23 protein-coding genes are annotated in these 26,466 nt (G+C 63.4%); 4 read left to right on the forward strand and 19 right to left on the reverse strand.

What is annotated here, in order from left to right:
- Positions 1-8: 8 nt before the first annotated feature.
- The 11 genes from BXA00_RS07965 to BXA00_RS08015 form a co-directional block, all read right to left on the reverse strand.
- Entirely contained in the window at positions 9-833 is an 825-nt protein-coding gene (locus tag BXA00_RS07965) for an IclR family transcriptional regulator (RefSeq protein WP_083714214.1), read from the reverse strand.
- Positions 814-2,475, reverse strand: a complete 1,662-nt coding sequence (locus tag BXA00_RS07970) for a fatty acid--CoA ligase (RefSeq protein WP_076517759.1) — start codon at positions 2,473-2,475, stop codon at positions 814-816. Before BXA00_RS07970 ends, BXA00_RS07965 begins: the two co-directional genes overlap by 20 nt.
- Before the next feature lie 44 nt (positions 2,476-2,519).
- On the reverse strand, positions 2,520-3,299 hold the full coding sequence (locus BXA00_RS07975; protein ID WP_076517761.1) for an alpha/beta fold hydrolase: 780 nt from the start codon (positions 3,297-3,299) through the stop codon (positions 2,520-2,522).
- Entirely contained in the window at positions 3,296-4,207 is a 912-nt protein-coding gene (locus tag BXA00_RS07980) for an alpha/beta hydrolase (RefSeq protein ID WP_076517763.1), read from the reverse strand. The genes BXA00_RS07975 and BXA00_RS07980 overlap by 4 nt, the downstream gene beginning before the upstream one ends.
- Positions 4,208-4,237: 30 nt before the next feature.
- Positions 4,238-5,038, reverse strand: a complete 801-nt coding sequence (locus BXA00_RS07985) for an enoyl-CoA hydratase/isomerase family protein (protein WP_076517765.1) — start codon at positions 5,036-5,038, stop codon at positions 4,238-4,240.
- Between the two features lie 16 nt (positions 5,039-5,054).
- Positions 5,055-5,477, reverse strand: a complete 423-nt coding sequence (locus BXA00_RS07990; protein ID WP_231952229.1) for a hypothetical protein — start codon at positions 5,475-5,477, stop codon at positions 5,055-5,057.
- A gap of 77 nt (positions 5,478-5,554) precedes the next feature.
- A complete protein-coding gene (locus BXA00_RS07995; protein ID WP_076517769.1) occupies positions 5,555-6,544 on the reverse strand; it encodes a tripartite tricarboxylate transporter substrate binding protein in 990 nt (329 codons plus the stop codon).
- Positions 6,545-6,588: 44 nt separating this feature from the next.
- Entirely contained in the window at positions 6,589-7,365 is a 777-nt protein-coding gene (locus BXA00_RS08000; RefSeq protein WP_083714215.1) for an SDR family NAD(P)-dependent oxidoreductase, read from the reverse strand.
- Positions 7,362-8,549: an acetyl-CoA C-acyltransferase gene (locus BXA00_RS08005; RefSeq protein ID WP_076517773.1), complete on the reverse strand. Its 1,188-nt coding sequence runs from the start codon at positions 8,547-8,549 to the stop codon at positions 7,362-7,364. Before BXA00_RS08005 ends, BXA00_RS08000 begins: the two co-directional genes overlap by 4 nt.
- Entirely contained in the window at positions 8,546-10,648 is a 2,103-nt protein-coding gene (locus BXA00_RS08010) for a 3-hydroxyacyl-CoA dehydrogenase NAD-binding domain-containing protein (protein ID WP_076517775.1), read from the reverse strand. Before BXA00_RS08010 ends, BXA00_RS08005 begins: the two co-directional genes overlap by 4 nt.
- On the reverse strand, positions 10,645-12,444 hold the full coding sequence (locus BXA00_RS08015; RefSeq protein ID WP_076517777.1) for an acyl-CoA dehydrogenase: 1,800 nt from the start codon (positions 12,442-12,444) through the stop codon (positions 10,645-10,647). The genes BXA00_RS08010 and BXA00_RS08015 overlap by 4 nt, the downstream gene beginning before the upstream one ends.
- Positions 12,445-12,543: 99 nt before the next feature.
- Here BXA00_RS08015 and BXA00_RS08020 point away from each other — a divergent pair, with 99 nt between their 5' ends.
- Complete coding sequence (locus BXA00_RS08020; protein ID WP_076517779.1) at positions 12,544-13,260, forward strand: TetR/AcrR family transcriptional regulator; 717 nt, start codon at positions 12,544-12,546, stop codon at positions 13,258-13,260.
- A gap of 62 nt (positions 13,261-13,322) precedes the next feature.
- Here BXA00_RS08020 and BXA00_RS08025 read toward each other — a convergent pair whose 3' ends face one another.
- Positions 13,323-14,309 (reverse strand): zinc-dependent alcohol dehydrogenase family protein, encoded by a 987-nt coding sequence (locus BXA00_RS08025; RefSeq protein ID WP_076517781.1) that lies wholly within the window; start codon positions 14,307-14,309, stop codon positions 13,323-13,325.
- A 111-nt stretch (positions 14,310-14,420) separates the two neighbouring features.
- Between BXA00_RS08025 and BXA00_RS08030 the strand changes: the two genes are divergently transcribed.
- Positions 14,421-15,290, forward strand: a complete 870-nt coding sequence (locus BXA00_RS08030; RefSeq protein WP_076517783.1) for a LysR family transcriptional regulator — start codon at positions 14,421-14,423, stop codon at positions 15,288-15,290.
- A 114-nt stretch (positions 15,291-15,404) separates the two neighbouring features.
- On the opposite strand, the gene BXA00_RS08035 is transcribed toward BXA00_RS08030, so the two are convergent.
- Genes BXA00_RS08035 through urtA form a run of 7 tightly spaced genes read right to left on the reverse strand, consistent with a single transcriptional unit; the run spans position 15,405 to position 21,825 of the window.
- A complete protein-coding gene (locus BXA00_RS08035; RefSeq protein WP_076517785.1) occupies positions 15,405-15,737 on the reverse strand; it encodes a zinc ribbon domain-containing protein in 333 nt (110 codons plus the stop codon).
- Positions 15,738-15,752: 15 nt separating this feature from the next.
- A complete protein-coding gene (fmdA, locus tag BXA00_RS08040) occupies positions 15,753-16,982 on the reverse strand; it encodes a formamidase (RefSeq protein WP_076517787.1) in 1,230 nt (409 codons plus the stop codon).
- A gap of 29 nt (positions 16,983-17,011) precedes the next feature.
- On the reverse strand, positions 17,012-17,704 hold the full coding sequence (gene urtE / locus BXA00_RS08045; RefSeq protein WP_076517789.1) for an urea ABC transporter ATP-binding subunit UrtE: 693 nt from the start codon (positions 17,702-17,704) through the stop codon (positions 17,012-17,014).
- 14 nt (positions 17,705-17,718) lie between these two features.
- The gene (gene urtD / locus BXA00_RS08050; RefSeq protein ID WP_076517791.1) at positions 17,719-18,462 is read right to left on the reverse strand and encodes an urea ABC transporter ATP-binding protein UrtD; all 744 of its coding nucleotides are present in this window, start codon (positions 18,460-18,462) and stop codon (positions 17,719-17,721) included.
- The gene (urtC, locus tag BXA00_RS08055; RefSeq protein ID WP_076517793.1) at positions 18,459-19,580 is read right to left on the reverse strand and encodes an urea ABC transporter permease subunit UrtC; all 1,122 of its coding nucleotides are present in this window, start codon (positions 19,578-19,580) and stop codon (positions 18,459-18,461) included. The genes urtD and urtC overlap by 4 nt, the downstream gene beginning before the upstream one ends.
- 10 nt (positions 19,581-19,590) lie before the next feature.
- On the reverse strand, positions 19,591-20,508 hold the full coding sequence (urtB, locus tag BXA00_RS08060) for an urea ABC transporter permease subunit UrtB (RefSeq protein ID WP_076517795.1): 918 nt from the start codon (positions 20,506-20,508) through the stop codon (positions 19,591-19,593).
- A 54-nt stretch (positions 20,509-20,562) separates the two neighbouring features.
- Positions 20,563-21,825 carry an urea ABC transporter substrate-binding protein gene (gene urtA / locus BXA00_RS08065; protein ID WP_076517797.1) on the reverse strand — a complete coding sequence of 421 codons (1,263 nt, stop codon included), beginning with the start codon at positions 21,823-21,825 and terminating at the stop codon, positions 20,563-20,565.
- Positions 21,826-22,021: 196 nt separating this feature from the next.
- Between urtA and BXA00_RS08070 the strand changes: the two genes are divergently transcribed.
- Positions 22,022-25,414, forward strand: coding sequence for an ATP-binding protein (locus BXA00_RS08070; protein WP_076517799.1), 3,393 nt, complete (start codon positions 22,022-22,024; stop codon positions 25,412-25,414).
- Positions 25,398-26,291, forward strand: coding sequence for a response regulator transcription factor (locus tag BXA00_RS08075; protein WP_231952230.1), 894 nt, complete (start codon positions 25,398-25,400; stop codon positions 26,289-26,291). Before BXA00_RS08070 ends, BXA00_RS08075 begins: the two co-directional genes overlap by 17 nt.
- Positions 26,292-26,466: the final 175 nt, after the last annotated feature.

Below are 26,466 nucleotides of genomic sequence, written 5' to 3' on the forward strand. Positions count from 1 at the left end.
CCAAAAAACTAGACGGCTCGATACTGCGCTTCAATTTTTAGCTTCGTTTCGATGAGAAGCGGCCGAATATCCGAAAGAAACAGCTCGGAATTAATGGTGCTGACCGGCGCCGCCACATTAATCACGGCTGGCGGCAGGCTGCCTCCCAGATTTAGCGGTACGGCTATTCCGTTGATTTCTTTTTTCCACTGCCCGAAGGACGTGACACACCCCCATTGCTGCATCTCCGCTGCGGCAAGCTCAAGTGCCCGGTCGATGTGGGAACCGCTCGCAGGATCAAGACGCTGCATGCGTGCCAGTAACGACGACCTCTCTGTCTTCTCCATGATCAGCAAATGTGCCAGGCCCATGGCTGTTGTCGCGAGCGGCAGGCGAGAGCCGATTCCCAGGTTGAGGGTGACCGCTGTCGACTGGCTGCGCCGGGTGTCGACATACAGCACGGAAAACTCCTCCCGGATACCCACGGCGACCATGGCCCTGGCTTCATTGGCCAACTGCTGCAAGAGCTCTCCGCTCGCATCCCGGAAATCGAGCCGGCCCAGCATCGTACGGCCTAGAGTAAGCGTCGCCAGGCCGAGTCGATATCGACCGTACTCCTCGACCTGATGGAGAAATCCGACGCGCGTGAGCGTATGCGTCAGCCGGACAACTGTGGAACGGGGCAAATCACAGCGCTGCGCGAGGTCAGCGTTGCTCAGCCGCTCTTCGCCTGATCGAAATGCCTGCAATACCTTGAGCCCTCGGGCCAGGGCGGTGACAAAGTCCCTGTCGTTGGCGTCGCCCGACCCTGCCTGATCGAACAGCGCCCCCCCCTCAAGCTCCTGTTTCCCCATGACGTGCCTCGACCACCGTGAGATATTGGTCGCGCATCAGTTTCTTGTTGTACTTGCCGACACTGGTGCGCGCCAGAGATTCGACAAAGTATATCTTCTCCGGCACCGCGTATTTCGGGATCTCTCCCGCGTCAACGAAAGTGTGAAGATGACCTCGAACCGCCCGCTCATCCAGGGCGGGAGAGACCGTGGGATCGGCAACGACCAAGGCGGCCGGCCGTTCTCCCCACCTTGGGTCCGGGAGCCCAATCACGGCGGCTTCTTTGACATGAGGATGCCGGCAAATCAGCTCTTCGAGCTTATAGGAAGACAGCCACTCGCCACCGGTCTTGATCACGTCCTTGAGGCGATCGGTGATGCGCAGATAGCCGCTGTGGTCTAGCGTTCCAATATCTCCGGTATGTAGATAGCCGCCGCGCCAAAGCTCGGCCGAAGCTGACTCGTTGCGAAAGTACCCCGGCGTCAGCCACGGCGCCCGCAGGACGACCTCACCGGGACGGCCGCTTCCCTGCGCGATGGGGGTCATCTGGTCATCGACAATCTGCACATCCACCAGGGGCAAGGCCCGGCCGGCCGCAACGCGGGCGGAGAGGATGGGTTCAGCGTCGCAGAGCGCTTGGTCGGTCTCGACCTGGGCGCTGACGATGAATGGGCAGGTCTCCGACATGCCATATCCTGCGAACACGTCCATGCCCTTTCCCAACGCCGACCTGGCCAGGCTGGACGGAAACGAGGCGCCTCCCACGACGACCTTCCAGCCGCTCAAGTCGGTGTGGCTGGCGTCTGCCTGGTCAAGCAGCATGCGCAGGATGGTCGGTACGCAGTGGGAAAACGTGACGCCCTCGCGTGTGCGCAGCGCGAGGAGTCCATCGGGTGTGTAGCGACCAGGATAGACCTGCTTCACCCCCATCATGGTCGCGACATAGGGCATGCCCCACGCATGGACGTGAAACATCGGCGTGATCGGCATGTAAACATCGCCGCGATGAAAGCGGCCTTGGTCACGCGGCATGGCGAAGGCCGCGGCTACCGCCAGCGTGTGCAGCACGAGTTGCCGATGCGAGTAGTAGACGCCTTTTGGCATGCCAGTAGTGCCGCTGGTGTAGAACAAGGTGGCACGTGTGTTCTCATCGAAATCGGCGAACGGATAGTGAGCATCGGCGCTGGCGAGCAAGGACTCGTAGTCAGTCCCAGACGGCTCCGCGTCGTCACTCAGCCGAACGACATGCCGCACCGACGGCAGCTGCGCCAGCATGTCCTCGATGACCGGCCGGAAATCTTCATGGACCAACAAGACCTTCGGTTCGGCTTGCGCCAGCGTAAACAGGATCTGCTGCGCACTGAGCCGCACATTCACGGTCTGGAGTGTCGAGCCCATCATCGGCACACCAAAGAAACACTCCAAGTAGCGGTGGCTGTCCCAGTCCAAAATGGCGACCGTGTCGCCGTGCTGGACTCCGAGCCGGGCCAGCGCGCTCGCCAGCCGGCCTATCCGTTCGCGCAGGGTTCGGTAGCTGTAGCGGATCACGTCCCGGTAGACAATTTCCTGGTCCGGTGCCTGAGCCAGCGGGGTCAACAAAAGTTGCTTGATAAGCAGCGGGTACTCGCCCGCAGGCAAGGCATGAGATTGATGAGCGGGCATGCACCTGTCTCCATTATCGTTATCGGTCGGTCTCGTCAGCCAGCCTATGGCTGCGAACTCACAAAGCGTTCCAGCACTCTGGCCAAGACGGAAGGTTGCTCCAATTGCGGCCAGTGACCCGCACCTGGGACATGTTCGAACGTGCGACGGACAAACCGCTTTGCTCCGTCTTCGAGCATGTCTGCCGTGAAAAAGGCGTCGTCTGTCGCCACTGTCAGGACTGGCGCATCAATGAGGGACCGCTGCTCCCCGGCGGGGTGGCCGCCCGTCCAGGCATGAAGCTGCTCGAGTGCGGTCGCCGGGCCTGTTGCGAGCGTGGCCCGCACGAGGATGTCAGCGGATCTGTCGTCCAATGCTTTAGCCATCGCATGCTTGCCTGCGCCGATAGCACAAGGATCGGTCAATACCGCACGCGACTCAAACCGCGCCAACACCTCCGTAGGCAACGGGTAGCCACCCAGCGGCGCGGGCGTGACACGCACCAGTCCGGTCAGGCGCCGGCCTACCTTCATGGCGGCTAGCTCCGCAACCTGCGCACCCATGCTGTGGCCGACAAAAATCAGTCGCTCCGCTTGCGCATCATCGTGGCCCGGGCCGGACAGGCCGGCTTGTCCCAACACCTGCTGAGCATAGTTCTCCAACGTCACGGCGGACGTCCCACGCTGCGCCGAGGCAGCACGCAGCCGGCAATTCACTATCTTCCAGTCAGGCAAGGCCAGTTGATCGAGCAAGGGCTTCCAGACTTCGGGGCCGTCTAGGTACCCATGCACGAGGACGAGAATTCGCTCAGGATGGGAGAGATTCGCAGGCGTTGCGATGGTCATTCGCGCAGGCCCTCGATCAGATGCTCAACGAACCAGTCGCGAGCCGCGGCGCTCGACTCCTCGAATTCACTGCGATAGGCATCGAAGTGTCCCCGATCGATCAGTTTGAGGCGCTTGGGCTCGACCGCGCGCTCGAAGGCTGAAAGCGCCAGGTCGGTGGGCGTAATGACATCATTCCTGGCGACCACCATCAGCAAGGGCTTGGGGCCGATCCGGGAAATCCAGAGTCCCGGCTCATACACTTGCGCAAGACGCGTGGAGCGCACCGTTATCGTGTCACCGTGCTCAACGCCATCAGGAATCTCATAGGCATCGTGAAAATCAATCATGTCCTGCGACCGGTACGCGGCGCGCTGGGTCATGTCCAGACTGACCACCAACTGCCTCTTTGGCGGCTCTCCGCGCAGCTGTCCGCGCTCATCCTCGTTGAAGAACTCTTGCAGGGCCGCGCGTGCATCAGGAGAGACGCGCCTCAGGCTCTGCTCGTAGCCGCTGATAATCGGAACCTGAACCGACACGGCGCGAACACGGGCGTCCGTGGCACCGAGCACGATGGCATGCCCGCCCGCGTAGCTCGTTCCCCATATCCCCAACCGGTTGCGGTCCACCCCCGGCAAGCTCTCGAGATAGGAAATAACCCGGCGCCAATCCGATATCTGCTGCCAAGGATCAATGTCGCCGCGGATCTCCCCTCCGCTCAGTCCGAAGTTGCGATGGTCATGGACAATGACCACGAACCCCGCATCGCAAAAGCGTTCTGCGTACGCCTGCAGGCCGCGATACTTCAGGCCAGAGAACCCGTGCGCCATGGTGATAGCCGGCGCCGGACCCTCATGCCTGGGGCGAAACACCCAGGCATGCAGCTTGATGCCCCCGTCGGCGGGAATATAGTGTTCTTCAGGTTGCATGGAATTCCTCGAATCGTGAAGGCTGGACGACTACTGCCCGTTGAACACCATGGCCGGCCGCTCTTTGCCGGCTTCGATAGCTTCGATCGCGGACGCGACGCCGCGCTGCACGTCATCGGTGGCCAACAGGACGGACACGTGCTCGATCATGGCTTCATCCGCCGCGCGCACGCCGCCGGCGGACCAGGCGCTCAGAATGGCCTTGGTCACGCCATGAGCACGAGTCGGCCCTGAGGCCAGTTTGACAGCCAGATCAAATGCCGTGGAATGCAGGTCGGAGTCCGGCACGACCTTGGTGGCGATGTGCAAGGCCAGAGCCTCGCGAGCGGAGATCTCCTCGGAGAGCATCACCAGGCGCGCCGCAACACTGCGGCCGGCACGTTCCGCCACCCGCTGCACGCCTCCCGCAAGCGGCGCCACCCCCAACGTGGCCTCGGAAAAGCGGAATCGCGCCGATTCCGCCGCCACAATGAAATCCGTGTGCAGGGCGAGTTCAAAGCCACCACCGAATGCGCGTCCGCGGACTTCCGTGACGGTGGGAATGGACGCGGACTCGATGGCATTAAGCACGCCATTAGAAAAGCCAAAGCGCTCGCGCCGTGTGGAGTGGTCGGTCAGGTGGGGCCATTCGCGGAAGTCACCACCCAGGCAGAAATCGCTACCCATCCCGCGAAAAAGAAGGCAGCGGGCCCCTTCTCGGATACCACGCCGCATCGCTGCGTCCAACTGCGCGAATAGAGGACGATTCAGTCGATTCTGCGGCGGGCGCTGGAGCGTAACGATCGCAACGCCCTGCTTGAGTTCGTAGCCTACGGTCTCTTCAGTGCTCATGACGAAGCTCCTTGATTCAAACGGTTTCCCATATTTCATTGAGCGAATTCCGGTCGCTCAATACGCTGGCGATGGCAACGACCCGCCAGCCGCCGGAAGTTCGGTGTATCTCGAAATGGACTGCGCGACGTTCGATTTCCGTCTCGTCGGCACGACGGCGAGACCAAATGACATCGATCGAGCCGGCGTTCTGGTTGTAGCCCTTCACATGACGATCCAGGACCACCGTATGGGTATAGCTCTCGGCTTGCAGCGGAATCTGGTTGGCGCGCAGCAGGGCAATGACATCTTCGCCCGTCATCAGGCAACGGGTCATATTCACCGATGCGGCATGCAACGGAGCCCCCCAGAAATTGAGGATTTCCTGCACGCCTGAGCCTGAATCGGCGCCCAACTTGATCCACATCGGGAGATAGGTATCGAAGAACCAGGCATTCATTTCCGCCACGGCGGTTCGCACAGGTTCGACTGACTGACATCTGGTAGACATGTGTCGCCCTCGAGAAATTTCAGGTATCAGTCCAGCTTCGCGCCGGACTGTTCAACGACCTTCTTCCAAAGCGGCGCTTCGCGTTGATAGGTGGCCGCAACGTCGGCCGGTCCCTGGAAGCTGGGCTCCCATCCCAGACCGCGGATGCGCTCTTGCACATCTTTTCGCTTGAGGGCCTCGTCCACGACGCCGGCCAGCTTGTCGACGATAGGCGCGGGCGTGCCAGCGGGCGCGGCCATTCCCACCCAACCCACTGCACGCAGCAACGGATCGTCGAATCCGGCTTCGCTGAGCGTGGGAACCTCCGGCATGACACGGCTGCGACCGGGGCCGCTCACACCAATCGCCTTGAGCCGGCCGTCCGCGACAAACTGGGCCGCCTGGGCTCCCGTGGCAAACGAGATCTGAATATTGCCGGCAATCAGATCGTTGATCATGAGCGACTCGCCGCGATAAGCAATGTGCACCATGCCTCCGTCAAGGATGTCGTTGATGCGGCTGGCGCTCATGTGGGCGATTGTCCCCACGCCCCAGGACCCATAAGAGAGCTTGCCCTTGTGGGCGCTGACGTACTTGCGTAGGTCTTCAGCGTTGTTGATATTCAGCTTCGCATCGACCACCAGGAACAGAGGTGCATCGGCTACCTTGGCGACCAGCTTCAGGTCCTTTCCCGGGCTATAAGGCAGCTTGGTGTAGAGAAACTGGTTGATCATCAGGTTTGAACTCAATGCCACCGACAAGGTGTAGCCATCCGCCGGCGACTTGGCCACCGCGTCCACGCCGATGTTGCCAGCCGCGCCGGTTCGGTTGTCGACGATGACGGGCTGTCCCAGAGATCGGCTCATCTGGTCACCTAGCGTACGTGCCACGATATCCACGGCACCCCCTGCGGCATATGGCGCGATGATCTTGACCGGCTCAGTGGGATAGGCCTGCGCATGCGCTGCCGCGCCTGTGCCCAGCAGCAGCGACAGGGTGATCGAGAAAAGCGCCTTGCTTTGGCGAGTAAGGTTCATTGTTGTCTCCGTTGGTCTGATAGTTAATTTGTTTTTGTCTTCCGCTACATCCAGCTAAGCGTCTGCCCGCCATCTACTGCGAGTACGGCGCCAGTGATGTAGCGTCCTGCGTCCGAGGCCAGCAGCAACATGGCGCCGTCAAGATCGGATGGTTGGCCGAATCGGCGCATGGGAATGCGCTTTCTGATGGATTCATCGAAGCCGTGATCCGCGAAATGCGCATGCATGTCGGTTTCAATGTTTCCTGGGGCCAGCGCGTTCACGCGTACCCCCTTGCCGGCAAGCTCGAGCGCCATGATCTGGGTCAGGTGGATCAAGCCGGCCTTCGAAGCGCCGTAGCTCGACATGTGGCCTGCGGCCCGCAGGCCAGAGGAGGACGCGACATTGATAATGCTTCCGCTGCCGCGAACCGCCATTCGACGCGCCGCCTCTTGGGCGACCAGGAAGTTGCCCTTGAGATTCGTATCGAAAACGCGGGTGACTTCCTCCAACGTCTGGTCGATGAAGCGGTCGACGTAGATGACGCCTGCGTTGTTGAAGAGGATGTCCACGGGCTGTCCGGCCTGGTCCTCGGCTGCGGCCCAAGCCGGGGCGATGCTGGATGGGTCCGTCAGGTCCAGGCTGACGGCGGCGGCGCCATACCCCTCGGCCCGGAGCGATGCAACGCCTTCCGCCAGCCGGTCGGCACGCCGGGCCGCAAGAATCACGAAGGCCCCGGCCTGGGCGAACAGTTTCGCGCTATGCAAGCCTATTCCACTGGAAGCGCCGGACACAAAGGTCACCTTGCCGCGCAGATTGAAAAGCGTATCGAGCATATTCATGGGAGCACCTCGAAAAGGCCGGCCGCGCCCATTCCGCCGCCCACGCACATGGTCACCACGACGAACTTGACGCCCCGGCGACGACCCTCGATCAGGGCATGCCCGACAAGCCGCGAGCCGGTCATTCCGTAGGGATGCCCTATCGAGATACCGCCCCCGCTGACATTGAACTTGTCAGGATCGATCCCGAGGGCATCACGGCAGTAGAGCGCCTGGCAGGCGAAGGCTTCGTTAAGTTCCCACAGCCCGATGTCGTCCACCGTCAAACCATGCTGCTTGAGCAGGCGTGGCACGGCATGAATGGGGCCGATGCCCATTTCTTCGGGCGCCACGCCCGCCATGGCGATGCCGCGGTACAGCCCCAATGGCCGGAGCCCCCGACGTGCGGCGAGCGCGCCCTCCATGAGCACGCAGGCGCTGGCGCCGTCGGAGAGTTGGCTGGCGTTGCCGGCCGTGATGGTGCCGCCTTCGATCACCGGTTTGAGCTGGCCCAGGCTTTCGATCGTAGTGCCCGGCCGATTGCCTTCGTCCTGCGTCAGGCGCTCCACCACGAAACTGTCGGCTTCGCCGTTCTTGCCTGGCACGCGCCGGGTCGACTCAAGAGGAACGATCTCCTGGCCGAATCGGCCCAGCGACTGAGCCAGCGCCGTGCGCTGCTGCGAGGTCAGGGCGTAGGCATCCTGCGCTTCACGGCTGATACGGTACTGACGAGCCACATGTTCGGCCGTCAGCAGCATCGGCATGTATGCGTGAGGCGCCCGGGCGATAACCGCCGCGTCCTGAGACTGGCTAACACCGTCGAAATACCTAATCTGCTCGGCCGAGATGTTCTCCTGGCCGCCCGCGATGACGACCCGCATACCGTCGACGATGATCTGCTTGGCCGCGATGGCAACGGCCATCAAGCCCGAAGCGCACTGCCGATCAACCGTCTGGCCTGGCACCTGGTGCCCGAAGCCCGCCGCCAGCGCGGCATTGCGCGCCACGTTCATGCCTGCCGTACCCGAACTGAGGACGGTACCGGCTATCACATCGTCGATCTCCTGCGGCTCCAGATCGGCGCGTTCGGCCGCATGGAACAGCGCGTGGCCCAGTAGCGAGGGCGACTTGGTGTGATTGAAGGCCCCTTTGTAGGCGCGCCCGATCGGGGTTCGCGCCGTGGAAACGATGACTGCGTCTTTCATGCTGGCTCCTTCGTATCCAGGTCGGCCACCGCACCAATCGTGGTCGCCAGGCTCCAATAACCGTGCGCGTCACCAAACTCGGCTGCGTAGTGCCGAAGCCGCTGGCCGACAACCCGCAGCCCCAGGCGACGCGCGTAGAACAGCGGCCCGCCGCGCTCCGCGGGAAAGCCGTAGCCGGCCAGCCAAACGACGTCGACATCCGATTCGCGATAAGCAATTCCCTCTTCGACGATGGAAAAGCCTTCATTGATGAGCGGAAAGAGGCAGCGCTCGACGATCTCGTTCGCGTCGATCCCAGCCCGAGGCGCAATGCCATGGCGCGCCGCCAGCGCCGCGATGGAACCGATAGCGGCGCCATCATCTACGATCCGTCTACCGTCGTAGGTGTAGAAGCCCTGGCCGCTCTTTTGGCCGAAATGCCCCAGGCCGGCCAATTGGCGGCAGACAATGCGGTAGTGCGGATCGTCTGGCAGGCTACTTTGCTTGCCGCGTTCCTCGACCACCTTGGCCACCACGTCCACGCCCGCCAGGTCCATCATTCGGCAGGGCCCCATGGCCATGCCGAACGATTCAAGCGCCGCGTCGATGCGCGCAGGTGTGCAGCCTTGCAGCAAAAGCGCCTCGACTTCACGCAGATAGGGTTCGAGCATGCGATTGCCGATGAAGCCATAACACACGCCGGTGATGACGGGACTCTTGGCAATCCGACGGACGAAGTCCATGGCGGTGGCCATCACAGCGTCGTCGGTGGCCTGGCCTCGGACCACTTCCACCAACCGCATCACGTTGGCCGGGCTGAAGAAATGCAAGCCTAGGAAGTCACTCGCCCGGCCGCTTTCCTTTGCCAGCAGGTCGATGTTCAGCGTGGAGGTGTTGCTGGCGATGATCGCCCCAGGCCTGCAGGCCTGGCCCAGACGCCGTGCGATCTCGCGCTTGATGTCCAGGTTCTCGTAGACGGCTTCGATGATCAGATCCGCATCGCGCACCGCTTCGAACACGGCGCAGGCCTGAATGCGCGACGAGAGCTGCTGGGCGCGCTGGGCGTCAATGCGGTTGGACGTGACCTGCCGCTGGTATTCGCCACGAATCGTATCCAACGCCGCAGCGGCACGCTCCGGGTCGGTCTCGATCACCGTCGCATCGAAGCCTCCCTGGGCCACCGCCATGGCGATGCCGCGGCCCATCGTACCGCCCCCGATGATGGCCACCCGGGAAATGTCACGAATTTTCGCCCCCGCATAAGAGGCGGGCAGTTTGGCTGCCGCGCGGGTGGCGACGAAGGCATGCTGCAGCCCCTGGGCCGCTTCTGAAGCGTTGCATTGCTCAAAGCGCTGCCGTTCCTGCCTAACCGCCTCAGCAAAGGGCAGGCGGATCGCGTCATGCACGCAAGCCAGGATCTGCGAGGCTGCATAGGCCGGTGCCTTGACCCTCTTGATGAACGGATGCCAGGTGTCGAGCTGCAAATCGGCGGTGTCGGCCCCGCGTACTGCGAGCTCGCTGGTGCGTCTTGTTGAGCCAGTCTGGGCTAGCCTTTCGGCAAAATCGAGGGCAGCCTGGACCACATCGCCCGTCGCCACGGCATCAACCAGGCCGATCGCCTTAGCCTGTGCGGCGTCAATCGCTTCACCGCCGATCATCATGCGCAAGGCCGCATCCACGCCCACGAGGCGCGGCAGGCGCTGCGTGCCCGTGCCACCAGGGATGACTCCCAACCTAATCTCTGGCAAGCCGAGCGTTGCGTCTTGGGCTGCCACCCGCGCATGGCAACCCAACGCCAGTTCCAGGCCGCCGCCAAGCGCGGAGCCTTCAATCGCTGCCACGATCGGCTTATCCAGCGCATCGAGCAGTCCGATCACCTGCGTCAGGTCGCGTCCCGCAAACATGGACCCCGAGCGGAATTCCGAGATGTCGGCGCCAGCACTGAAGATGCGGCCATTGCCCGTCAACACGACCGCTCGGACACCGGGATCTTCCGCCGCACGCATGATCGCATCGTAGAGCACGATGCGCACGCCCCGGGAAAGGGCGTTGACCGGCGGCGACCAGAGCCGGATCACCGCCGTCGCGCCAGTCTGGTCGTATGAGAGGAATTGCGTCATTGGAACCACTCCTCGTTCATGTCGAACGCGGTGCGGTCGAACGCCGCGAGCCGCTCCAGGATCGGGAATGCGGCGCGCAAATCCCAGTCGAAGAAATAGCGTTGCGCAGCCAACTTCCCTTGGTAGTAAGCGGCATCGCGCGCCGGGTCAGCAGCTAGCGCGCGCGTGGCGACCAGGGCCTGCTGGAGCCAGATCCACCCCACGGCCACCTTGCCGAAGACGTCCAGGTAGACCGTGGCGTTGGCCAGGGCCAGGTCGATGTCCTGCCCCTGCATGCGCAGCAACGCTGCCGACACGCCCTCGAGTTTGGTCAGGACGCTCTCGAGCAGCGCGGCAGCGCCAGCGAGTGCGGCTTCCTGCCTGGCCGCCTCGACCGTGTCTCGAACAACCGAGCAGAACAGCGCCAGTCCGGCGCCATCGTGCAAGCGGATCTTGCGCGCAAGCAGGTCCAGGCCGTGAATCGCCTCGGCCCCCTCGTGAATGGGGTTCAGCCGCTGGTCTCGATAGAGCTGCTCGACGGTGTACTCGTTGGTGTAACCCGAACCGCCCAGCACCTGGATGGCCATGTCGTTGGCGACGCAGCCGTAACGCGCAGGCCAGGATTTCACAACCGGGGTAAGCACGTCGAGCAACATCGCGGCGTGTTGGCGGCGCTGCGCATCCTGATGGGTGTGCTGGTCCTCAAAGAGCGAGCTGGCGTAAAGACACAGCCCCAGCGCGCCCTCGGCGTAGGCCTTCTGGGCGAGCAGCAGACGGCGCACGTCGGCGTGCTCGACCAAACGCACCTGGGGCGACCCTGGCGTCTTGGAAGAAGGCAGACGCCCTTGGTGACGGTCGCGGGCATAGGCCAGCGACTCGGCGTACCCCCGATAGGCAAGCGACGCCGCAATGAGTCCGACGCCGATGCGCGCCTCGTTCATCATGTGGAACATGTGAGCCAGGCCCTGCCCAGGTGCGCCGATCAGGTAGCCGCGCGCGCCGCCTTGCTCACCAAACGACAGCACCGTGGAGGTCGTGTTGCGCCAGCCCATCTTGTGCAGCAGGCCGGCCAGCGCCACGTCATTGCGCTCGCACGGCGAGCCCGTATCGTCCACAAGCCACTTCGGCACCAGGAAAAGCGAGATGCCGCCAGCACCGGCTGGCGCTCCCTGAATGCGGGCGAGCACCATGTGCACGATGTTCCGCGTGAAGTTCTGGTCGCCCCCGGAGATGAACATCTTCTGGCCGACCACACGATAGCTGCCGTCGTCCTGCGGCACGGCGTAGGCCTTGATGTCCCCGAGGGCCGATCCCTGACCCGGCTCTGTCAGGCACATCGTGCCGGCACAACGTCCGTCACCCATGGCCTCCAGGTACCGCGACTTGAGTTCCGGCGTACCGAAAGCCCTCAACAAGTTGGCGGCACCGATCGTGAGGAAGGGATAGCCCATTGTCGCGACGTTGCTGCCAAAAAAGAGCGCCATCGCCGCCCTAAAGACCGTTTCCGGCAGCTGCGTACCGCCTTCGTCCTCATCCCAGTGGGCATTGAGAAACCCCGCTTCTGCGAATGCGCTCCAGGCACGGGCGGTTTCCGGGATGACACGGGCTGTGCCATCCACGAACTCAGGTTGATGCTGGTCGCCCTTGGCGTAATGCGGGGCAAACACTTCGGAAGCGAGTCGCCTGGCCGCGTCCAGCGTGGCATCCAGCACGTCATCAGCAAGGGCCTGATAACGAGGCCGCTGAATAAGTTCGCGGGTGTTCAGCAACTCATAAAGCAGGAATTGCAGTTCCCGATCGGTGATTAATCCGGTCATGGCGGCCTATTGTCTCCATCCTTGAATATTGCGAGCGCTCGCTCGGTTTTGAGGTAGTCTAAGTTCGACGCCAGAGGCTCAACAAGGGACCATTCCGCTATGCGGTCAGAACTTTCGCCCGACTTCTCTTTCGCGGATTTCCGCCGCGCTTCGCCCATTGATGCGGACAATGTCTACGAGTTGGTGCTGCAGCGGCAGAGCCACCGAATGACGGTGCGCCGTTCTGGCACCGTCATCGAGAATCTCAAGCGCGTCGTGGGCGCCACCTTCCGAATCGCCAATCGATCCGGCTTCGCCGCGATGTCGCTGCGAGACCTGTGCAAGGAATCAGGTCTGTCCATGGGCGGGCTGTACGGCTACATCAGTACCAAGGACGACTTGGCTGCCATGATCGAGGACGTCGTGCGCCACGCCAGCGAAGCGATTCCCGCCTGGTTCGAGGGCTTGGAAGACGGACAGGCCAGCCTCGAAGCCACACTGCGCGGGCACATCTACCTGTCGGAGATCCTTCACCCTTGGTTCTACTTCGTCTTCATGGACTCGCGAGTGCTGCCCGCCCGGCAGAAATCAGTCGCGAAGTCCGCCGAGCTGCATTTCCAGAATCGCCTCGCCGAGCGGGCTTTGGCATCAGGCAACTACGACGCGGAGACAACCACGCTTTATGCATCGCATGCCCTTGCCCTGGCGCAAGACTGGTACGTCAAGCGGTGGAAGTACGCCAAGCTTGGGATAGGCATTGACGAGTTTGCCGACAGCGTCATCCAGATCCTCCGTGCTCAGTCATCAAGACCGCTCGCGCCAGCGAGTGATTTTTAAGGCAGTGGATTAGCGGACCCACAAGAATGGCGCGAGCGTCGACTTCCCCGCCGTTCCAAGGCTCATGCCACGTCCACCACGATCTTCCCCCGCGCGGTTGCGTTCGAGATAGCGTCGTAGGCGACCTCTGCCGAGCGCAGGTCGAAACGGCGGGGATCGAGATTTGGCATGAGCTTGCCGGCTTCAACCAGCCGAGTGGCTTCGCGCAACATGGCGCCGTGATGGGCGCGGTGCTGCCCCGTGAGAAGCGGATACAGGGTGAATATGCCTGAGTACGTGGCCTCGCGGAACGACAGCGGCGCCAACGCATGCGTACCCCATCCCAGGGCGCTGACGACATGCCCAAAGTGCTTCACCGCGGCGAACGCAGCATCAAGCGATGGGCCACCCACCGTGTCCACGACAAGATCGAAGCCAACGCCCTGCGTGAACGAGGCCACATACTTCTCAACCGGCTGTGACTGGTAGTCGATGGGCGTTGCGCCCAGGCGCGCAACAAAATCATGGTCACGCAAACTGGCCGTGGCAAAAACCTGCGCGCCCAGCGCACGCGCCAGTTGCACCGACACGTGGCCGACACCGCCCGCGCCGCCTTGCACCAGCACGGTTTGACCGGCCTGCAGGCGCGCGCGGTCGACGATGCCCGAATATGACGTGATAAACGCCAGGGGCAGCGCCGCGGCTTCACGCATCGACAGGTTTACCGGCTTGATGGCGAGCAGGTCCGCATCCACCACCGCATACTCGGCCAGCGATCCCTGGATGCCACCCACGCCGCCCGTCATGCCATAGACCTCATCGCCGACCCGGAAAGTGGTCACGCCGGGCCCGACCGCATCGACCACGCCCGCCATATCGATGCCAAGCACCAAGGGCAGCGGATGCCTTGCGTGCGCCGCGCTGCCAGCACGAATCTTGGTATCCAGCGGATTGAGGCCGCTGGCGGCGATGCGCACTCGTACTTGGCCGTCGGCCGGCTGGGGCATCGCGATGTCGGTCAATTCAAGCGGGCCGTTATAACGGTTGAGAATGAGCGCTTGCATGGTCATGATCAATTCCTTTCTGGTAGCTGGCTCGTCGAATGAACGAGTCGATGCCTGCATCTTTGATCATGCTATAACGCATGTAAATCAACGTTATTGCACAGTTGTCAAACAAAAATGAATGACATGCTCCTGGAGTGGAGCGACGTGCGCGTCTTTCTGGCGATTGCCCGCTGCGGCACCCTGGGCGGCGCGGCAAAGCAGCTAGGCCAGACCCAGCCCACCATGGGACGCAGGTTGCGCGCGCTTGAAGAATCGCTTGGGCACACGCTGTTTCAGCGCACGAGCGATGGCTTCGTCCTGACCGATGACGGCGCGGCGGTGCTGGCCTACGCGGAACGAATGGAAGAAGAAGCGCTGGGCTTCACCCGTGCACTGACCGGAAAAGAGACCCAACTGAGCGGAATGCTGCGGGTCTCGTCATCGGACTGGTTCGGCATACACGTGCTTACGCCCGTGTTCGCGCGCTTTCTGGCGCGGCATCCGGGCATCACGCTGGAGCTGCTCACGGATTCGCGTCTTTACAACCTGGCTCGGCACGAGGCGGATCTCTTGTTCCGCATTACGCCGTTCGAGGAGCCTGACGTCATCCAACGCAAGCTGATGCGCATCGACTATGCGCTTTATGGGCACGTCGATCTGGCCCCACCGTCACGCGGGAACGGTGACGGCCAAACGCTGATCAGCATGGACAGCGCATTCGGCTCGTTGCCCGACGTCGAATGGGCCAAGCGGATACTGCCGGGAGCAAGGATTGTGTTCGGCAGCAATAATCGTAGTGTTCAAGCACGCATGTGTGCCGAGAAAGCGGGCTTTGCGGTATTGCCCTGCCCGCTGGGCGACGTCACGCCGGACATTCGACGAATCGATTTGGGCGAAGCGCCTCCGGGCCGCGATGTCTGGCTAGGCTATCACCGCGACCTTCGTCGCGTTGCGCGACTGCGTGCACTTCTGGACGTCACGATCGAGGCATTGGGGAAGTCGTAAGTCAGGCTGGCACAGCGGGTTTCGGCGCAAATGGCCGCCATGGCAATCGTGGCCGGCAGCATGTGCTGAGCCCACGGATGCAACGGCGGCCAGACTGGTCCGCCTTTCCCCCTGTCAGTGACTGATCATCCACGGCCGCGCGCCCGCAAAGGTCTTCCCCCCATCCGCGGTCTGCCGTGTCTTTCCGGTCGCCTTCCCCCCCGAGCAACACCCGCACCCCATCCCGTGCCCGCCACGCGTGCTACGGGGCTCATGCGCGGCGCGTTCATTGACGGCGCGCGCGCGGTTCATGGCCGAGGACAGCGCCGAGACCGCCGGCGCGCCGCTGACGAAGCGCTCGCAGGCGCCCCCGCAATCGGGGCACGGCGCGGGGTCGCGCCATTGCGACAGCGACCTCATCACGGAGAACTCGCCGCAGTCCTGGCAGCGATAGTCATAGAGCGGCATGGCGGCTCCTCAATGTCAAAGGTCTTTGGCGATGGGCATATCCATGCCACGCACTATCTGCGGCACGTCGCCCAGCGCGTTGGGTTGGATATCGATTTCAAAGATCTCGGTCGGCAGCCACAACGTCGCGCAGGCATTGGGAATGTCCACCACGCCGCTGATGTGGCCCTGCACCGGCGCCGTGCCCAGGATCGAATACGCCTGTGCGCCCGAATAGCCGAACTTCTTCAGGTATTCGATGGCGTTCAGGCAGGCCTGGCGATAGGCGATGTGCACGTCCAGGTAGTGCTGCTTGCCGCCTTCATCGACCGAAATGCCTTCGAAGATCAGATAGTCCTTGTAGTTGGGCGTGATGGGGCTGGGCTTGAAGATGGGATTGCGTATGCCGTACTTGGCCATGCCGCCCTTGATGAGCGACACCCGCATGTGTACCCAACCCGCCATTTCGATCGCGCCGCAGAAGGTGATCTCGCCATCGCCCTGCGAGAAGTGCAGGTCGCCGACCGACAGGCCGCCGCCTTGGACGTACACCGGAAAGAACACCCGCGAACCGCGCGACAGATCCTTGATGTCGCAGTTGCCGCCGTGTTCGCGCGGCGGCACGGTACGTGCGCCGGTGGCGGCGGCGCGCTCGCGCTCGGCGCCCTTGAGCTTGCCCATATGCGCCGTCTTGGGCGCCGGCGGATTGGCCAGGGGCGGAACGCGCTCGGGATCGCTGTCAATCAGCTTCTGTTCACGCTCATTCCACTTGTCCAGCAGCGCCTGGTCCGGCAGGCAGCCGATCAGGCCCGGATGGATCAGGCCCGCGAAGCGCACGCCAGGGATATGGCGCGAGGTCGTGAACATGCCTTCGAAATCCCAGATCGATTTCTGCGCGGAAGGGAAGTGTTCGGTCAGAAAGCCGCCGCCATTGTTCTTGCTGAAAAAGCCATTGAAGCCCCACAGGCTTTCGTCTTTGGCGCCGATGTCCAGCAGGTCCACCACCAGCAGATCGCCAGGCTCGGCGCCTTCGACGCCGACCGGACCGGACAGGAAGTGCACCGTGGACAGGTCCACGTCGCGCACGTCGGAGGCATCGTCATCGTTCTTGATCGCGCCGCCGGTCCAGTCGTAGGTTTCAAGCACGAAGTCATCGCCCGGCTTGACCCACGTCGCCATGGGGATATCGGGATGCCAGCGATTGTGCACGCCTTCGTTTTCGTAGGGGGATTGGGCCAGGTCGACCTTGATCAGGGTTTCGGGCATGTCATGCTCCTTTGAGATGGACAACGGCTTCAGACAGACAGGTACTTGCTGATCGTTTTCTCGTCAACGCGCTCGCGCGGGTCTTCGTGCACGAAGCGGCCCTTGTCGATCACGATGAGCCGGTCGGCGATCTGCATGGTGAAACTCAAGACTTGCTCGGACACCACGATGGCCAGATTGCGCAGCTTGCGGATTTCCAGCAGGCTGCGGGCGATGTCCTTGATGATGGACGGCTGTATGCCCTCGGTGGGCTCGTCCAGCAGCAGCACGCGCGGGTTAGTGACCAAAGCGCGGGCGATGGCAAGCTGCTGTTGCTGCCCGCCCGAAAGATCACCGCCGCGCCGGCCGCGCATCTCGTGCAACACCGGAAACAGCGCGTAGATGTCTTCCGGAATGGTGTTGCGCAATGCCCGCCCGCGCATGCCGGTGCGGATGTTCTCTTCGACGGTCAGCGTGGGGAAGATCATGCGGCCCTGCGGCACGTAAGCGACTCCGCTGCGCACGCGCTGATGGCTCTCCAGGCGTTCGAGCGCCTTGCCGTCCAGCGAGATCGAGCCCTGCATGGTGGGCAGCATGCCCATCATGGTCTTGAACAGCGTGGTCTTGCCCATGCCGTTTCGGCCCATCACGGCGACGATCTCGCCGGCAGCCACGGCCATGTCGACACCGTGGATGACTTTGCTTTGGCCATAGCCTGACACCAGGCCAGCGATATTGAACATACTGCCTCCTGGCCTCAGTGGCCGAGATAGACTTCAACCACGCGCGGATCGGACTGCACCTTGTCCATGCTGCCCTCGGCCAGCACACGGCCCTGGTGCAGCACCGTGACCTTGTGCGCGATGTTCTTGACGAACTCCATGTCATGCTCGATCACGATGAGCGATCGATTGCGGCTGATGCGGTTGAGCAGTTCGGCGGTGCGCTCGCGCTCGGAAACGCTCATGCCGGCCACCGGTTCGTCCAGCATCATCAGCTCGGGCTCCTGCATCAGCAGCATGCCGATTTCCAGCCATTGCTTCTGGCCGTGCGAAAGCAACTCCGCCGAGCGGTCGAGGTGATCGGCAAGGAAGATCTCTTCGGCCACCTGTTCGACCCGTTCGATGACGGCCGCACTGCGCCGGAAGGTCAGCGCGCCCAGCACGCTGCGCCCGGCCGGGAACGACACTTCCAGGTTCTCGCGAACGGACAGGGTTTCATAGATGGAAGGGGTCTGGAACTTGCGGCCCACGCCGGCGCGCACGATTTCGTACTCGGCCAGGCCCGTCAGCTCCGTGTCCTTGAAGCGGATGGAGCCGGCGGTGGCCTTGGTGCGGCCGCAGATCAGATCCAGCAGCGTGGTCTTGCCGGCGCCATTGGGGCCGATGACCACGCGCAGCTCTCCCTGGTCGACATACAGGTTCAGGTCATTGACGGCGACAAAGCCGTTGAACGAGACGGTCAGGCCTTCGATGTACAACGCGAACTCTGATGGGTTCATGCTGCCTCCGTGGCGCCATCCGCCTGCCGGCGCGACGCTTTGCGCGCCAGGCGCTTGTGGGTGTATTGGTGGTACAGGCCGGCCAGCCCGTTGGGGAACGCCATGACGACGGCAATGAACAGGCCGCCCATCAGGAACAGCCAGAGCTGCGGGAAACTCTCGGAGAAATAGCTTTTGCCGAAGTTGACCAGCAGCGTGCCGTAGACCGCGCCCAGCAACGACAGGCGCCCGCCCACCGCGGCGAAGATGACCATTTCAATGGACGGCACGATGCCCACGAAGGAGGGCGACATGAAGCCGACCTGCAAGGTGAACATGGCGCCCCCTATCGCGGAGAACACGGCGGCCACGCAGAAGACAAACACCTTGAAGCTGGCGACGTCATAGCCCGAGAAGCGCACGCGTTCCTCTTTGTCGCGCATGGCCATCAAGAGTTTGCCCAGTTTGGATGAGAGCAAGTAGCGGCCGAACAGGATGCAGGCAAAGAGCAGCACGCCGCAGACGAAGTACAGCGTCAGCCGGGCGCTGTCCGTGCGGATATCCCAGCCCAGCAGCGTCTTCAGGTCGGTGATGCCATTGACCCCGCCGGTCCAGCCTTGCTGGCCGATGATGAGCACCGACAGAATCAGGGCCACGGCCTGGGTCACGATGGCGAAATAGGTGTCGCCCACGCGGCGCTTGAACATGGCCACGCCCAGGATCAGCGCCAGCAGGCAGGGCAGCACCGGCACCGCCATCAACGTGAACCAGAAGCTTTTGAAGGGCACCCAGAACCAGGGTAGCGAGGTCAGCTGGTTCCAGTCCATGAAGTCCGGGATGCCGGGCGTGGACTGGATCTTGGTGGCCTCTGGCGTCGAGGCTTCCAGCTTCAGGAACATGGCCATGCAATAGCCGCCCAGGCCGAAAAACACGCCCTGGCCCAGGCTCAGGATGCCGCCATAGCCCCAGCACAGCACCAGGCCCAGCGCCACAAACGCATAGGAAAGATACTTGCCGATGAGGTTGAGCCGGAAGACGTCCAGGCTGAGCGGAAACACCACGAAGAGCAGCAGCGCCAGGATCGCCAGCCCGGCCAGCCCTTCGCGCCCCCCCACGACATTGCGAAAGAATTTCTGCATGATGCGCCCCCTACTTGCGTACCTTGATGCTGAACAGGCCTTGCGGGCGCAGCATCAGAATGATCACGATGGCCGACAGGGTCAGCACCTTTGCCATCGACCCCGTCATGAAGAACTCCGAGATCGATTGCGTCTGCGCGATGACGAAGGCCGATGCGATGGTGCCGAACAGGCTGGCCGCACCGCCAAACACCACGGTCAGGAAGGTGTCGACGATGTAGAGCGAACCGCTGGTCGGGCCGGTGGATCCGATGGTCGTGAAGGCCGCCCCGGCAATGCCGGCGATCCCGCAGCCCAGCGAGAACGTCACGCGGTCCACGCGCTTCGTATCGATGCCGACCGCGCCGCTCATGGCGCGGTTCTGCACCGTGGCGCGCACGTGCAGGCCCCAGGTCGAGCGGTACAACGCCAGAAGCAGCGCGCCGGTCAGCACGATGCTGATGGACATGACGAACAGGCCGTTGATGGGGATGTCCACGCCGTCCAGCGGTTGCCAGGACCCCATCAGCCAGTCGGGCAGCGTGGGGCTGACTTCGCGCGGGCCGAACAGCGTGCGCAGCGTTTGCTGCAGCACCAGCGACAGGCCCCAGGTCGCCAGCAGCGTGTCCAGCGGCCGGCGGTAGAGATGGCGGATCATCAGCCACTCGACCACCCAGCCCAGGCTGAAGGTCACGGCAAAGGCAAACACGATGGCGACGAAGAAGTAGGCCGGCATCAGGCCGGGCGCGTACTGCTGGACCAGTTCGGAACAGAGATAGGTGCAATAGGCGCCCACCGCCAGGAACTCGCCATGGGCCATGTTGATGACGCCCATCTGGCCAAAGATGATCGCCAGGCCCAGGGCCATCAGCAAAAGCACGCTGAAGACCGACAGACCGTTGAAGCCCTGCATCAGCAGGATGGCCCCGAGATCGGAAAAGGATTCCATGGATGGCTCCCGGCAGTGGAAAGGGCGCCGCGCGCGGCGCCCGGATCGAGGTGATTACTGATAGCCCTTGGGGAAGGGATCGGGCTTGATCAGCTCCGGGGTTTCGAAGATCACGTCGAACTGGCCGTCCTTGCGGATCTGGGCGATGCGCGTCTTGCTCCACAGGTGGTGGTTGGGGTCGATCTTGACGTAGCCTTCGGGCGCTTCCTTGAATTCCAGGCCGGCCGAGGCGGCGACCACTTTGTCGACATCGAAGCTGCCGGCCTTTTCCACCGCCATCTTCCACAGCCAGGGGCCCAGATAGGCCGCCTGCGTCACGTCGCCGACCACCGCATTGGCGCCGTACTTGGCCTTGAACGCTTCGACGAACTTCTTGTTGTTGGCGTTGTCCAGGCTCTGGAAGTACTTCATGCACGACCAGAAGCCCTCGGCGTTTTCACCGCCGATGCCCAGCAATTCGTCTTCGGTCACCGAGATGGTCAGGAGCTTCTGCTTGCCGCTGGTGACGCCAGCCGCCTTGAGCTGCTTGTAGAAAGACACATTGCTGCCGCCCACCACCACGGCGAACACGACATCGGGCTTTTTCAGCTTGATCTTGTTGATCAGCGAGCCGAATTGCGTGTGGCCCAGCGGGTAGTATTCCTCGCCGACCACTTCGCCCTTGAGCACGTTCTCGATGTGCTTCCTGGCGATCTTGTTCGACGTGCGCGGCCAGATGTAGTCGGAGCCGATCAGGTAGAAAGAGCGCGCCTTCTGCTCGCGCGACAGCCAGTCCAGGCTGGACAGGATCTGCTGCGTGGCCTCCTGGCCGGTATAGAAGACGTTCTTGGATTGCTCCAGGCCTTCATAAAAGGTCGGGTAGTACAGCAGGCCGTTTTCTTTCTCGAACACCGGCAGGACCGCCTTGCGCGAGGCCGACGTCCAGCAGCCGAACACGGTGGCGACCTTGTCGCTGACCAGCAGCTTGCGGGCCTTTTCGGCGAAGGTCGGCCAGTCGGAGGCGCCGTCTTCCTGGATGATCTTGATCTTGCGGCCCAGAATGCCGCCCATGGCATTGATCTGCTCGATGGCCAGGCGCTCCGATTGGATCGACCCCGTTTCGCTGATGGCCATGGTGCCGGTCGCCGAGTGCAACTGGCCTACCGTGACTTCCGTGTCGGTAATGGCCAGGCCGGTGGTGTTGATGGCCGAAGTGGCCGGGGCGGCCGCACGCGACAGCGCCGGTATGCCCAACAGCGGCAGCGAGGCAAAAGCCAGGGCCAGGCGCCGGCGCGAGGGCAGTTCCGGAGCATTATCAAAAGGGGTTTTGCCAGACATCGATGACTCCTCAATGGATCACGACCAGGGAAACCGAGCATGCGCGGCACATGCCGCAGCCCGGACGGTGAGGGCATACTAGGAGCCTATGCCGCAGTGCAACATACGTTGATTGACGTACAGGCAGCCCCGCCTCCCGGGCGTTACAACGGCAACTACGTTCAATGACGTATCCCCCACTCCCTCGGAGCCCGACTTGTCTGCCAGCGCGCCCCAACGCATCGTCAAGATCCGCCGCGACTACAACACCTGGGTCGCCAATGAAACGCTGGAAGACTATGCGCTGCGTTTCACGCCCGTGTCGTTTCGCAAATGGTCGGAGTTCCGCGTCGCCAATACCGCCCTGGGCGCCGTCTCCTTTCTGGCGCTGGAAGCCATCGGCGGCGCGCTGGCGCTGAACTACGGCTTCATCAATGCGTTCTGGGCCATCGTTGCCGTGGCCCTGGTCACCTTCCTGACCGGCCTGCCGATCGCCTATTACGCGGCGCGCCATGGCCTGGACATGGATCTGCTGACGCGAGGCGCCGGCTTTGGCTATATCGGCTCGACCATCACGTCGCTGATCTACGCCTCCTTCACCTTCATCTTTTTTGCGCTGGAAGCGGCCATCATGGCGCTGGCCATCGAACTGGCCACCGGCTTGCCGCTGTCCATCGGCTATCTCCTGTGCGCCGTGGTCATCCTGCCCATGGTGGCCTATGGCATCACCTTCATCAGCCGGCTGCAGTCATGGACGCAGCCGATATGGCTGCTGCTGCTGCTCTTGCCCTATGCCTTCATCGCCTTTCGCGATCCCGGGGCGTTGCAGGCGTTCCTGCAGTTTCCGGGCTATGACGGCCGGGGCGGCAGTTTCAATCTGCTGATGTTCGGCTCAGCGGTGGCGGTCGCCGCCTCGCTGGTGACGCAGATCGGCGAACAGGTCGACTTCCTGCGCTTTCTGCCGGAACGCACGGCGGCCAACCGCCGACGCTGGTGGCTCGCGCTGATCTGCGCGGGTCCGGGCTGGATCCTGCCCGGCGCGGCCAAGATCCTGGGCGGCGCCTTTCTGGCCTGGCTGGCCCTGTCCCTGGGCGCGCCCGCTGACAAAGCGGGGGACCCCACCCACATGTATCTGGCGGCCTACACCTATGTCGTCAGCGATCCCGGCCTGGCACTGGTGCTGGTGACGGCCTTTGTGGTGGTCTCGCAGGTCAAGATCAACGTGACCAATGCGTATGCCGGCTCGCTGGCCTGGTCCAACTTCTTTGCCCGCATCACGCACAGCCATCCGGGCCGGGTGGTATGGCTGGTGTTCAACGTGCTGATCGCCGTGGTCCTCATGGAGATGGGCGTGTTTGGCGCGCTGGAGCATGTGCTGGCGGTGTTCTCGCACGTGGCCCTGGCCTGGATCGGGGCGCTGGTGGCGGATCTGGTGATCAACAAGCCGCTGGGCCTGTCGCCGAAACGCATCGAGTTTCGCCGCGCCTATCTGTATGACATCAACCCGGTCGGCGTGGGCAGCATGCTGATCGCCATGACGCTGGGCCTGCTGGCCTTTGCCGGCGTGTTTCCCGGCACCGCGGGCGCGCTGGCGCAGGCCTTGTCGCCCTTCGTGGCCTTGCTGGCGGCCTTTGTCTGCGCACCCGTCATCGCCTGGCGCACGCGCGGGCGCTACAACCTGGCGCGCACGCCCGTCGATGTCGCCGGATCCGACCATGTCTGCGTGATCTGCGCCAACCGCTTCGAACAGCCCGACATGGCGCATTGCCCGGCCTATAACGGCGCCATCTGTTCCTTGTGCTGCACGCTGGATGCCCGCTGCCAGGATCGCTGCAAACAGCAGGGACGCCTGAAGGATCAGGTGCAGGCCGTGTTGGGCCGGCTGCTGCCGGCGCGGGTCACGCCGCTCTTGCATAGCCGCCTGGGCCACTACCTCCTGATCGTGGCGGGCATGGGCGCGCTGCTGGCCGGCATTCTGGGCCTGATCTACTACCAGGAGGTCGCCAGCCACACGCGGGCCGGCCTGGACCCCTCGGGTCTGCGGCCGACCTTCCTGAAGCTGTACGCCGCCCTGTTGCTGATCGGCGGCGTGGCGGCGTGGTGGCTGGTCCTGGCCCATGAAAGCCGGCGCGTGGCGCAAGAGGAATCGGATCGCCAGACCCATTTGCTGCTGCGCGAAATCGAGGCGCACAAACAGACCGACGCGCAACTGCAGCAGGCCAAGGAAGCCGCCGAAAGCGCCAATCTGGCCAAGAGCCGCTTCATGGGCGGCATGAGCCACGAATTGCGCGCGCCCTTGAACAGCATTCTGGGCTACGCGCAGATCCTGCTGCGCGACCCGGGCCTGCCGCCGGCGCGGCGCGAGGCCATCGACGTGATTCATCGCAGCGGCAAGCACCTGATCGGCCTGATCGATGGCTTGCTGGACATCGCGCGCATCGAGGCGGGCAGGCTCAGGCTGGAGAACAGCGAACTGCGCCTGCCGGAGTTCCTGGAGCAGATCGTGCAGATGTTCCGGCCGCAGAGCACGCTCAAAGGGCTGACCTTCTGCTATGAAGCGGCGGAACTGCCGTCCATCGTGCATGTCGACGAAAAGCGGCTGCGGCAGATCCTGATCAACCTGTTGAGCAATGCGCTGAAATTCACCACGGAGGGGCAGGTGTCGATGCGCGTGAAGTCCGCGGCGGACATGGTGCTGTTCGAAGTGGAGGATAGCGGCCGGGGCATACCGGCCGAGGACCTGGAACGCATCTTCCTGCCCTTTGAGCGCAGCTGGGCGGCGGTCGAGCAGGCCGATTCCGGCACGGGCCTGGGCCTGACCATCTGCCGCATGCTGACCGGCATCATGGGCGGCGAATTGACGGTGCGCAGCGCCGTCGGCCGCGGCAGCGTGTTCACGCTCAAGCTGTTCCTGCCAGAGGTGCGCTCGCCGCGCAGCGATGCCCGGCCGTCGGGGCTGGTGGTGGGCTATCGCGGCGAGCGGCTGCGGATCCTGACGGTGGACGACCAGCCTTCGCAGCGGCGCCTGGTTCGCGACCTGCTGGAGCCGCTGGGCTTTGAGGTGCACGAGGCGCCGCATGGCGCCGCCTGCCTGGCCTGCGTGCATACGCTGCGGCCGGCCCTGATCTTGATGGACGTCTCGATGCCGGATATGACCGGATGGGAAGTCCTGCGGCGCCTGCGCGATGCAGGCGTGGCCGTGCCCATTGTGATGCTGTCGGCCAACATCCTGGGGCTGGATCCGAAAGACCCGGCGCAACGCGGGCATGACGCATTCATTGCCAAGCCGGTGCTGTATGAGGATCTGCTAAGTCATCTCGGCCGTCTGCTCAAGCTGGACTGGCAGGTGGCGCAGGTGGAACCGGCGCTGCCGGCGGGCGACCTGCATCGGGTGGCGCTGGAGCGCGAGGATGCCGAGGCGCTGCTGGAACTGGGGGCCATGGGCTACATCAAGGGCATCCAGGCCAAGCTGGAAGAAATACAGGGCCGCCGGGCCGAAGCGCGCGAACTGACGACGCATCTGCGGGCGCTGGCTGGCGAGTTTCAACTGAGCGAATTCAATCAGCTGCTTAAACATCATGTACAGCGTCACCATGCCCACGCCCGATAAAAACCTCGTCATGCTGGTCGATGATGCGCCAGACAATCTGAAAATGCTCTCCACCGCATTGGATGCGGCGGGCTATCAGGTGCTGGTGGCAATCGATGGCCAGTCGGCGATAGAACGGGTGGACTTCGTGGTGCCGGACATCGTGCTCCTCGATGCGGTCATGCCGGGCATGGACGGCTTCGAGACCTGCGCGCGCCTCAAAGCGCATCCGGCGGCGGCCGATGTGCCGGTGGTGTTCATGACGGGCCTGACCGATCCCGAGCACGTGCTGAAAGGGTTTCAAGTGGGCGGCGTGGATTACGTGACCAAGCCGCTGGACCCGGATGTGGTGGTGGCCAGGCTGCGCACGCATTTGCGCAACGCGCGCAGCCTGTCGGCGGCCTTCGACGCGATCGATGCGGCGGCGCGCGCCGTGGTGGCGCTGGATGCGCGCGGGCTGCCGATCTGGAAGACAGGCAAGGCCCGGATCTGGCTGGCGGCGTATTTTGGCTGCGCCGAGGACGCGACGGAGCTGCCGGCGCCCTTGGCGGATTGGGTGGCGCGCAACCTGGCGGCCGGCCCTGCGGCCGAACCCTTGGTGATCGTCAGCGCGCGCGGCCGCCTGACCTTGAGCCTGTCGGCATCACGGCGCAGCGGCGAGACGTTGCTGCTGTTGCAGGAGACCGCGCCGCTGGCGCCGGCCTACGGCCTGACGCCACGCGAAGCCGATGTGCTGCGCTGGTTGGCCAAGGGAAAGACCAATCGGGACATCGCCGAGATCCTGGGCATGGCGCCACGCACGGTGAACAAGCACCTGGAACACATCTACGTCAAACTGGGCGTGGAAACCCGCGCGGCGGCGGCGGCACTGGCGGTGCGGCAGGGGGAGAGCTTTTGACGGGGAAAGCCAAGGCTGCACGCCCCGGTAACTCACACCACGTGCGACACCCGCCTGGCGGGATCGCCCTTTAGCAACTCCGCCAACCGGGTCAACCCCTGCGTCAGCCGATCTCGATCCATGGCGCCCCCCAATGACACACGCAGCGCCAAGGGGCTGAAGGACCCCGCGGAAA

The sequence above is a fragment of the Achromobacter sp. MFA1 R4 genome (genome assembly GCF_900156745.1).
Taxonomy (GTDB): domain Bacteria; phylum Pseudomonadota; class Gammaproteobacteria; order Burkholderiales; family Burkholderiaceae_B; genus Achromobacter.

Bases quoted from the DNA above. Each gene is read 5' to 3' on its own strand.
- BXA00_RS07965 (WP_083714214.1), bottom strand. From the start codon at position 833: ATGGGGAAACAGGAGCTTGAGGGGGGGGCGCTGTTCGATCAGGCAGGG.
- BXA00_RS08015 (WP_076517777.1), bottom strand. From the start codon at position 12,444: ATGACCGGATTAATCACCGATCGGGAACTGCAATTCCTGCTTTATGAG.
- BXA00_RS08010 (WP_076517775.1), bottom strand. From the start codon at position 10,648: ATGACGCAATTCCTCTCATACGACCAGACTGGCGCGACGGCGGTGATC.
- urtA (WP_076517797.1), bottom strand. From the start codon at position 21,825: ATGTCTGGCAAAACCCCTTTTGATAATGCTCCGGAACTGCCCTCGCGC.
- BXA00_RS07975 (WP_076517761.1), bottom strand. From the start codon at position 3,299: ATGACCATCGCAACGCCTGCGAATCTCTCCCATCCTGAGCGAATTCTC.
- BXA00_RS07980 (WP_076517763.1), bottom strand. From the start codon at position 4,207: ATGCAACCTGAAGAACACTATATTCCCGCCGACGGGGGCATCAAGCTG.
- urtC (WP_076517793.1), bottom strand. From the start codon at position 19,580: ATGCAGAAATTCTTTCGCAATGTCGTGGGGGGGCGCGAAGGGCTGGCC.
- BXA00_RS08035 (WP_076517785.1), bottom strand. From the start codon at position 15,737: ATGCCGCTCTATGACTATCGCTGCCAGGACTGCGGCGAGTTCTCCGTG.
- BXA00_RS07990 (WP_231952229.1), bottom strand. From the start codon at position 5,477: ATGAATGCCTGGTTCTTCGATACCTATCTCCCGATGTGGATCAAGTTG.
- fmdA (WP_076517787.1), bottom strand. From the start codon at position 16,982: ATGCCCGAAACCCTGATCAAGGTCGACCTGGCCCAATCCCCCTACGAA.
- BXA00_RS08075 (WP_231952230.1), top strand. From the start codon at position 25,398: ATGCCCACGCCCGATAAAAACCTCGTCATGCTGGTCGATGATGCGCCA.
- BXA00_RS08030 (WP_076517783.1), top strand. From the start codon at position 14,421: ATGAATGACATGCTCCTGGAGTGGAGCGACGTGCGCGTCTTTCTGGCG.
- urtD (WP_076517791.1), bottom strand. From the start codon at position 18,462: ATGAACCCATCAGAGTTCGCGTTGTACATCGAAGGCCTGACCGTCTCG.
- BXA00_RS07970 (WP_076517759.1), bottom strand. From the start codon at position 2,475: ATGCCCGCTCATCAATCTCATGCCTTGCCTGCGGGCGAGTACCCGCTG.
- BXA00_RS07995 (WP_076517769.1), bottom strand. From the start codon at position 6,544: ATGAACCTTACTCGCCAAAGCAAGGCGCTTTTCTCGATCACCCTGTCG.
- BXA00_RS08025 (WP_076517781.1), bottom strand. From the start codon at position 14,309: ATGACCATGCAAGCGCTCATTCTCAACCGTTATAACGGCCCGCTTGAA.
- BXA00_RS08000 (WP_083714215.1), bottom strand. From the start codon at position 7,365: ATGAATATGCTCGATACGCTTTTCAATCTGCGCGGCAAGGTGACCTTT.
- urtE (WP_076517789.1), bottom strand. From the start codon at position 17,704: ATGTTCAATATCGCTGGCCTGGTGTCAGGCTATGGCCAAAGCAAAGTC.
- BXA00_RS07985 (WP_076517765.1), bottom strand. From the start codon at position 5,038: ATGAGCACTGAAGAGACCGTAGGCTACGAACTCAAGCAGGGCGTTGCG.
- BXA00_RS08005 (WP_076517773.1), bottom strand. From the start codon at position 8,549: ATGAAAGACGCAGTCATCGTTTCCACGGCGCGAACCCCGATCGGGCGC.
- BXA00_RS08020 (WP_076517779.1), top strand. From the start codon at position 12,544: ATGCGGTCAGAACTTTCGCCCGACTTCTCTTTCGCGGATTTCCGCCGC.
- urtB (WP_076517795.1), bottom strand. From the start codon at position 20,508: ATGGAATCCTTTTCCGATCTCGGGGCCATCCTGCTGATGCAGGGCTTC.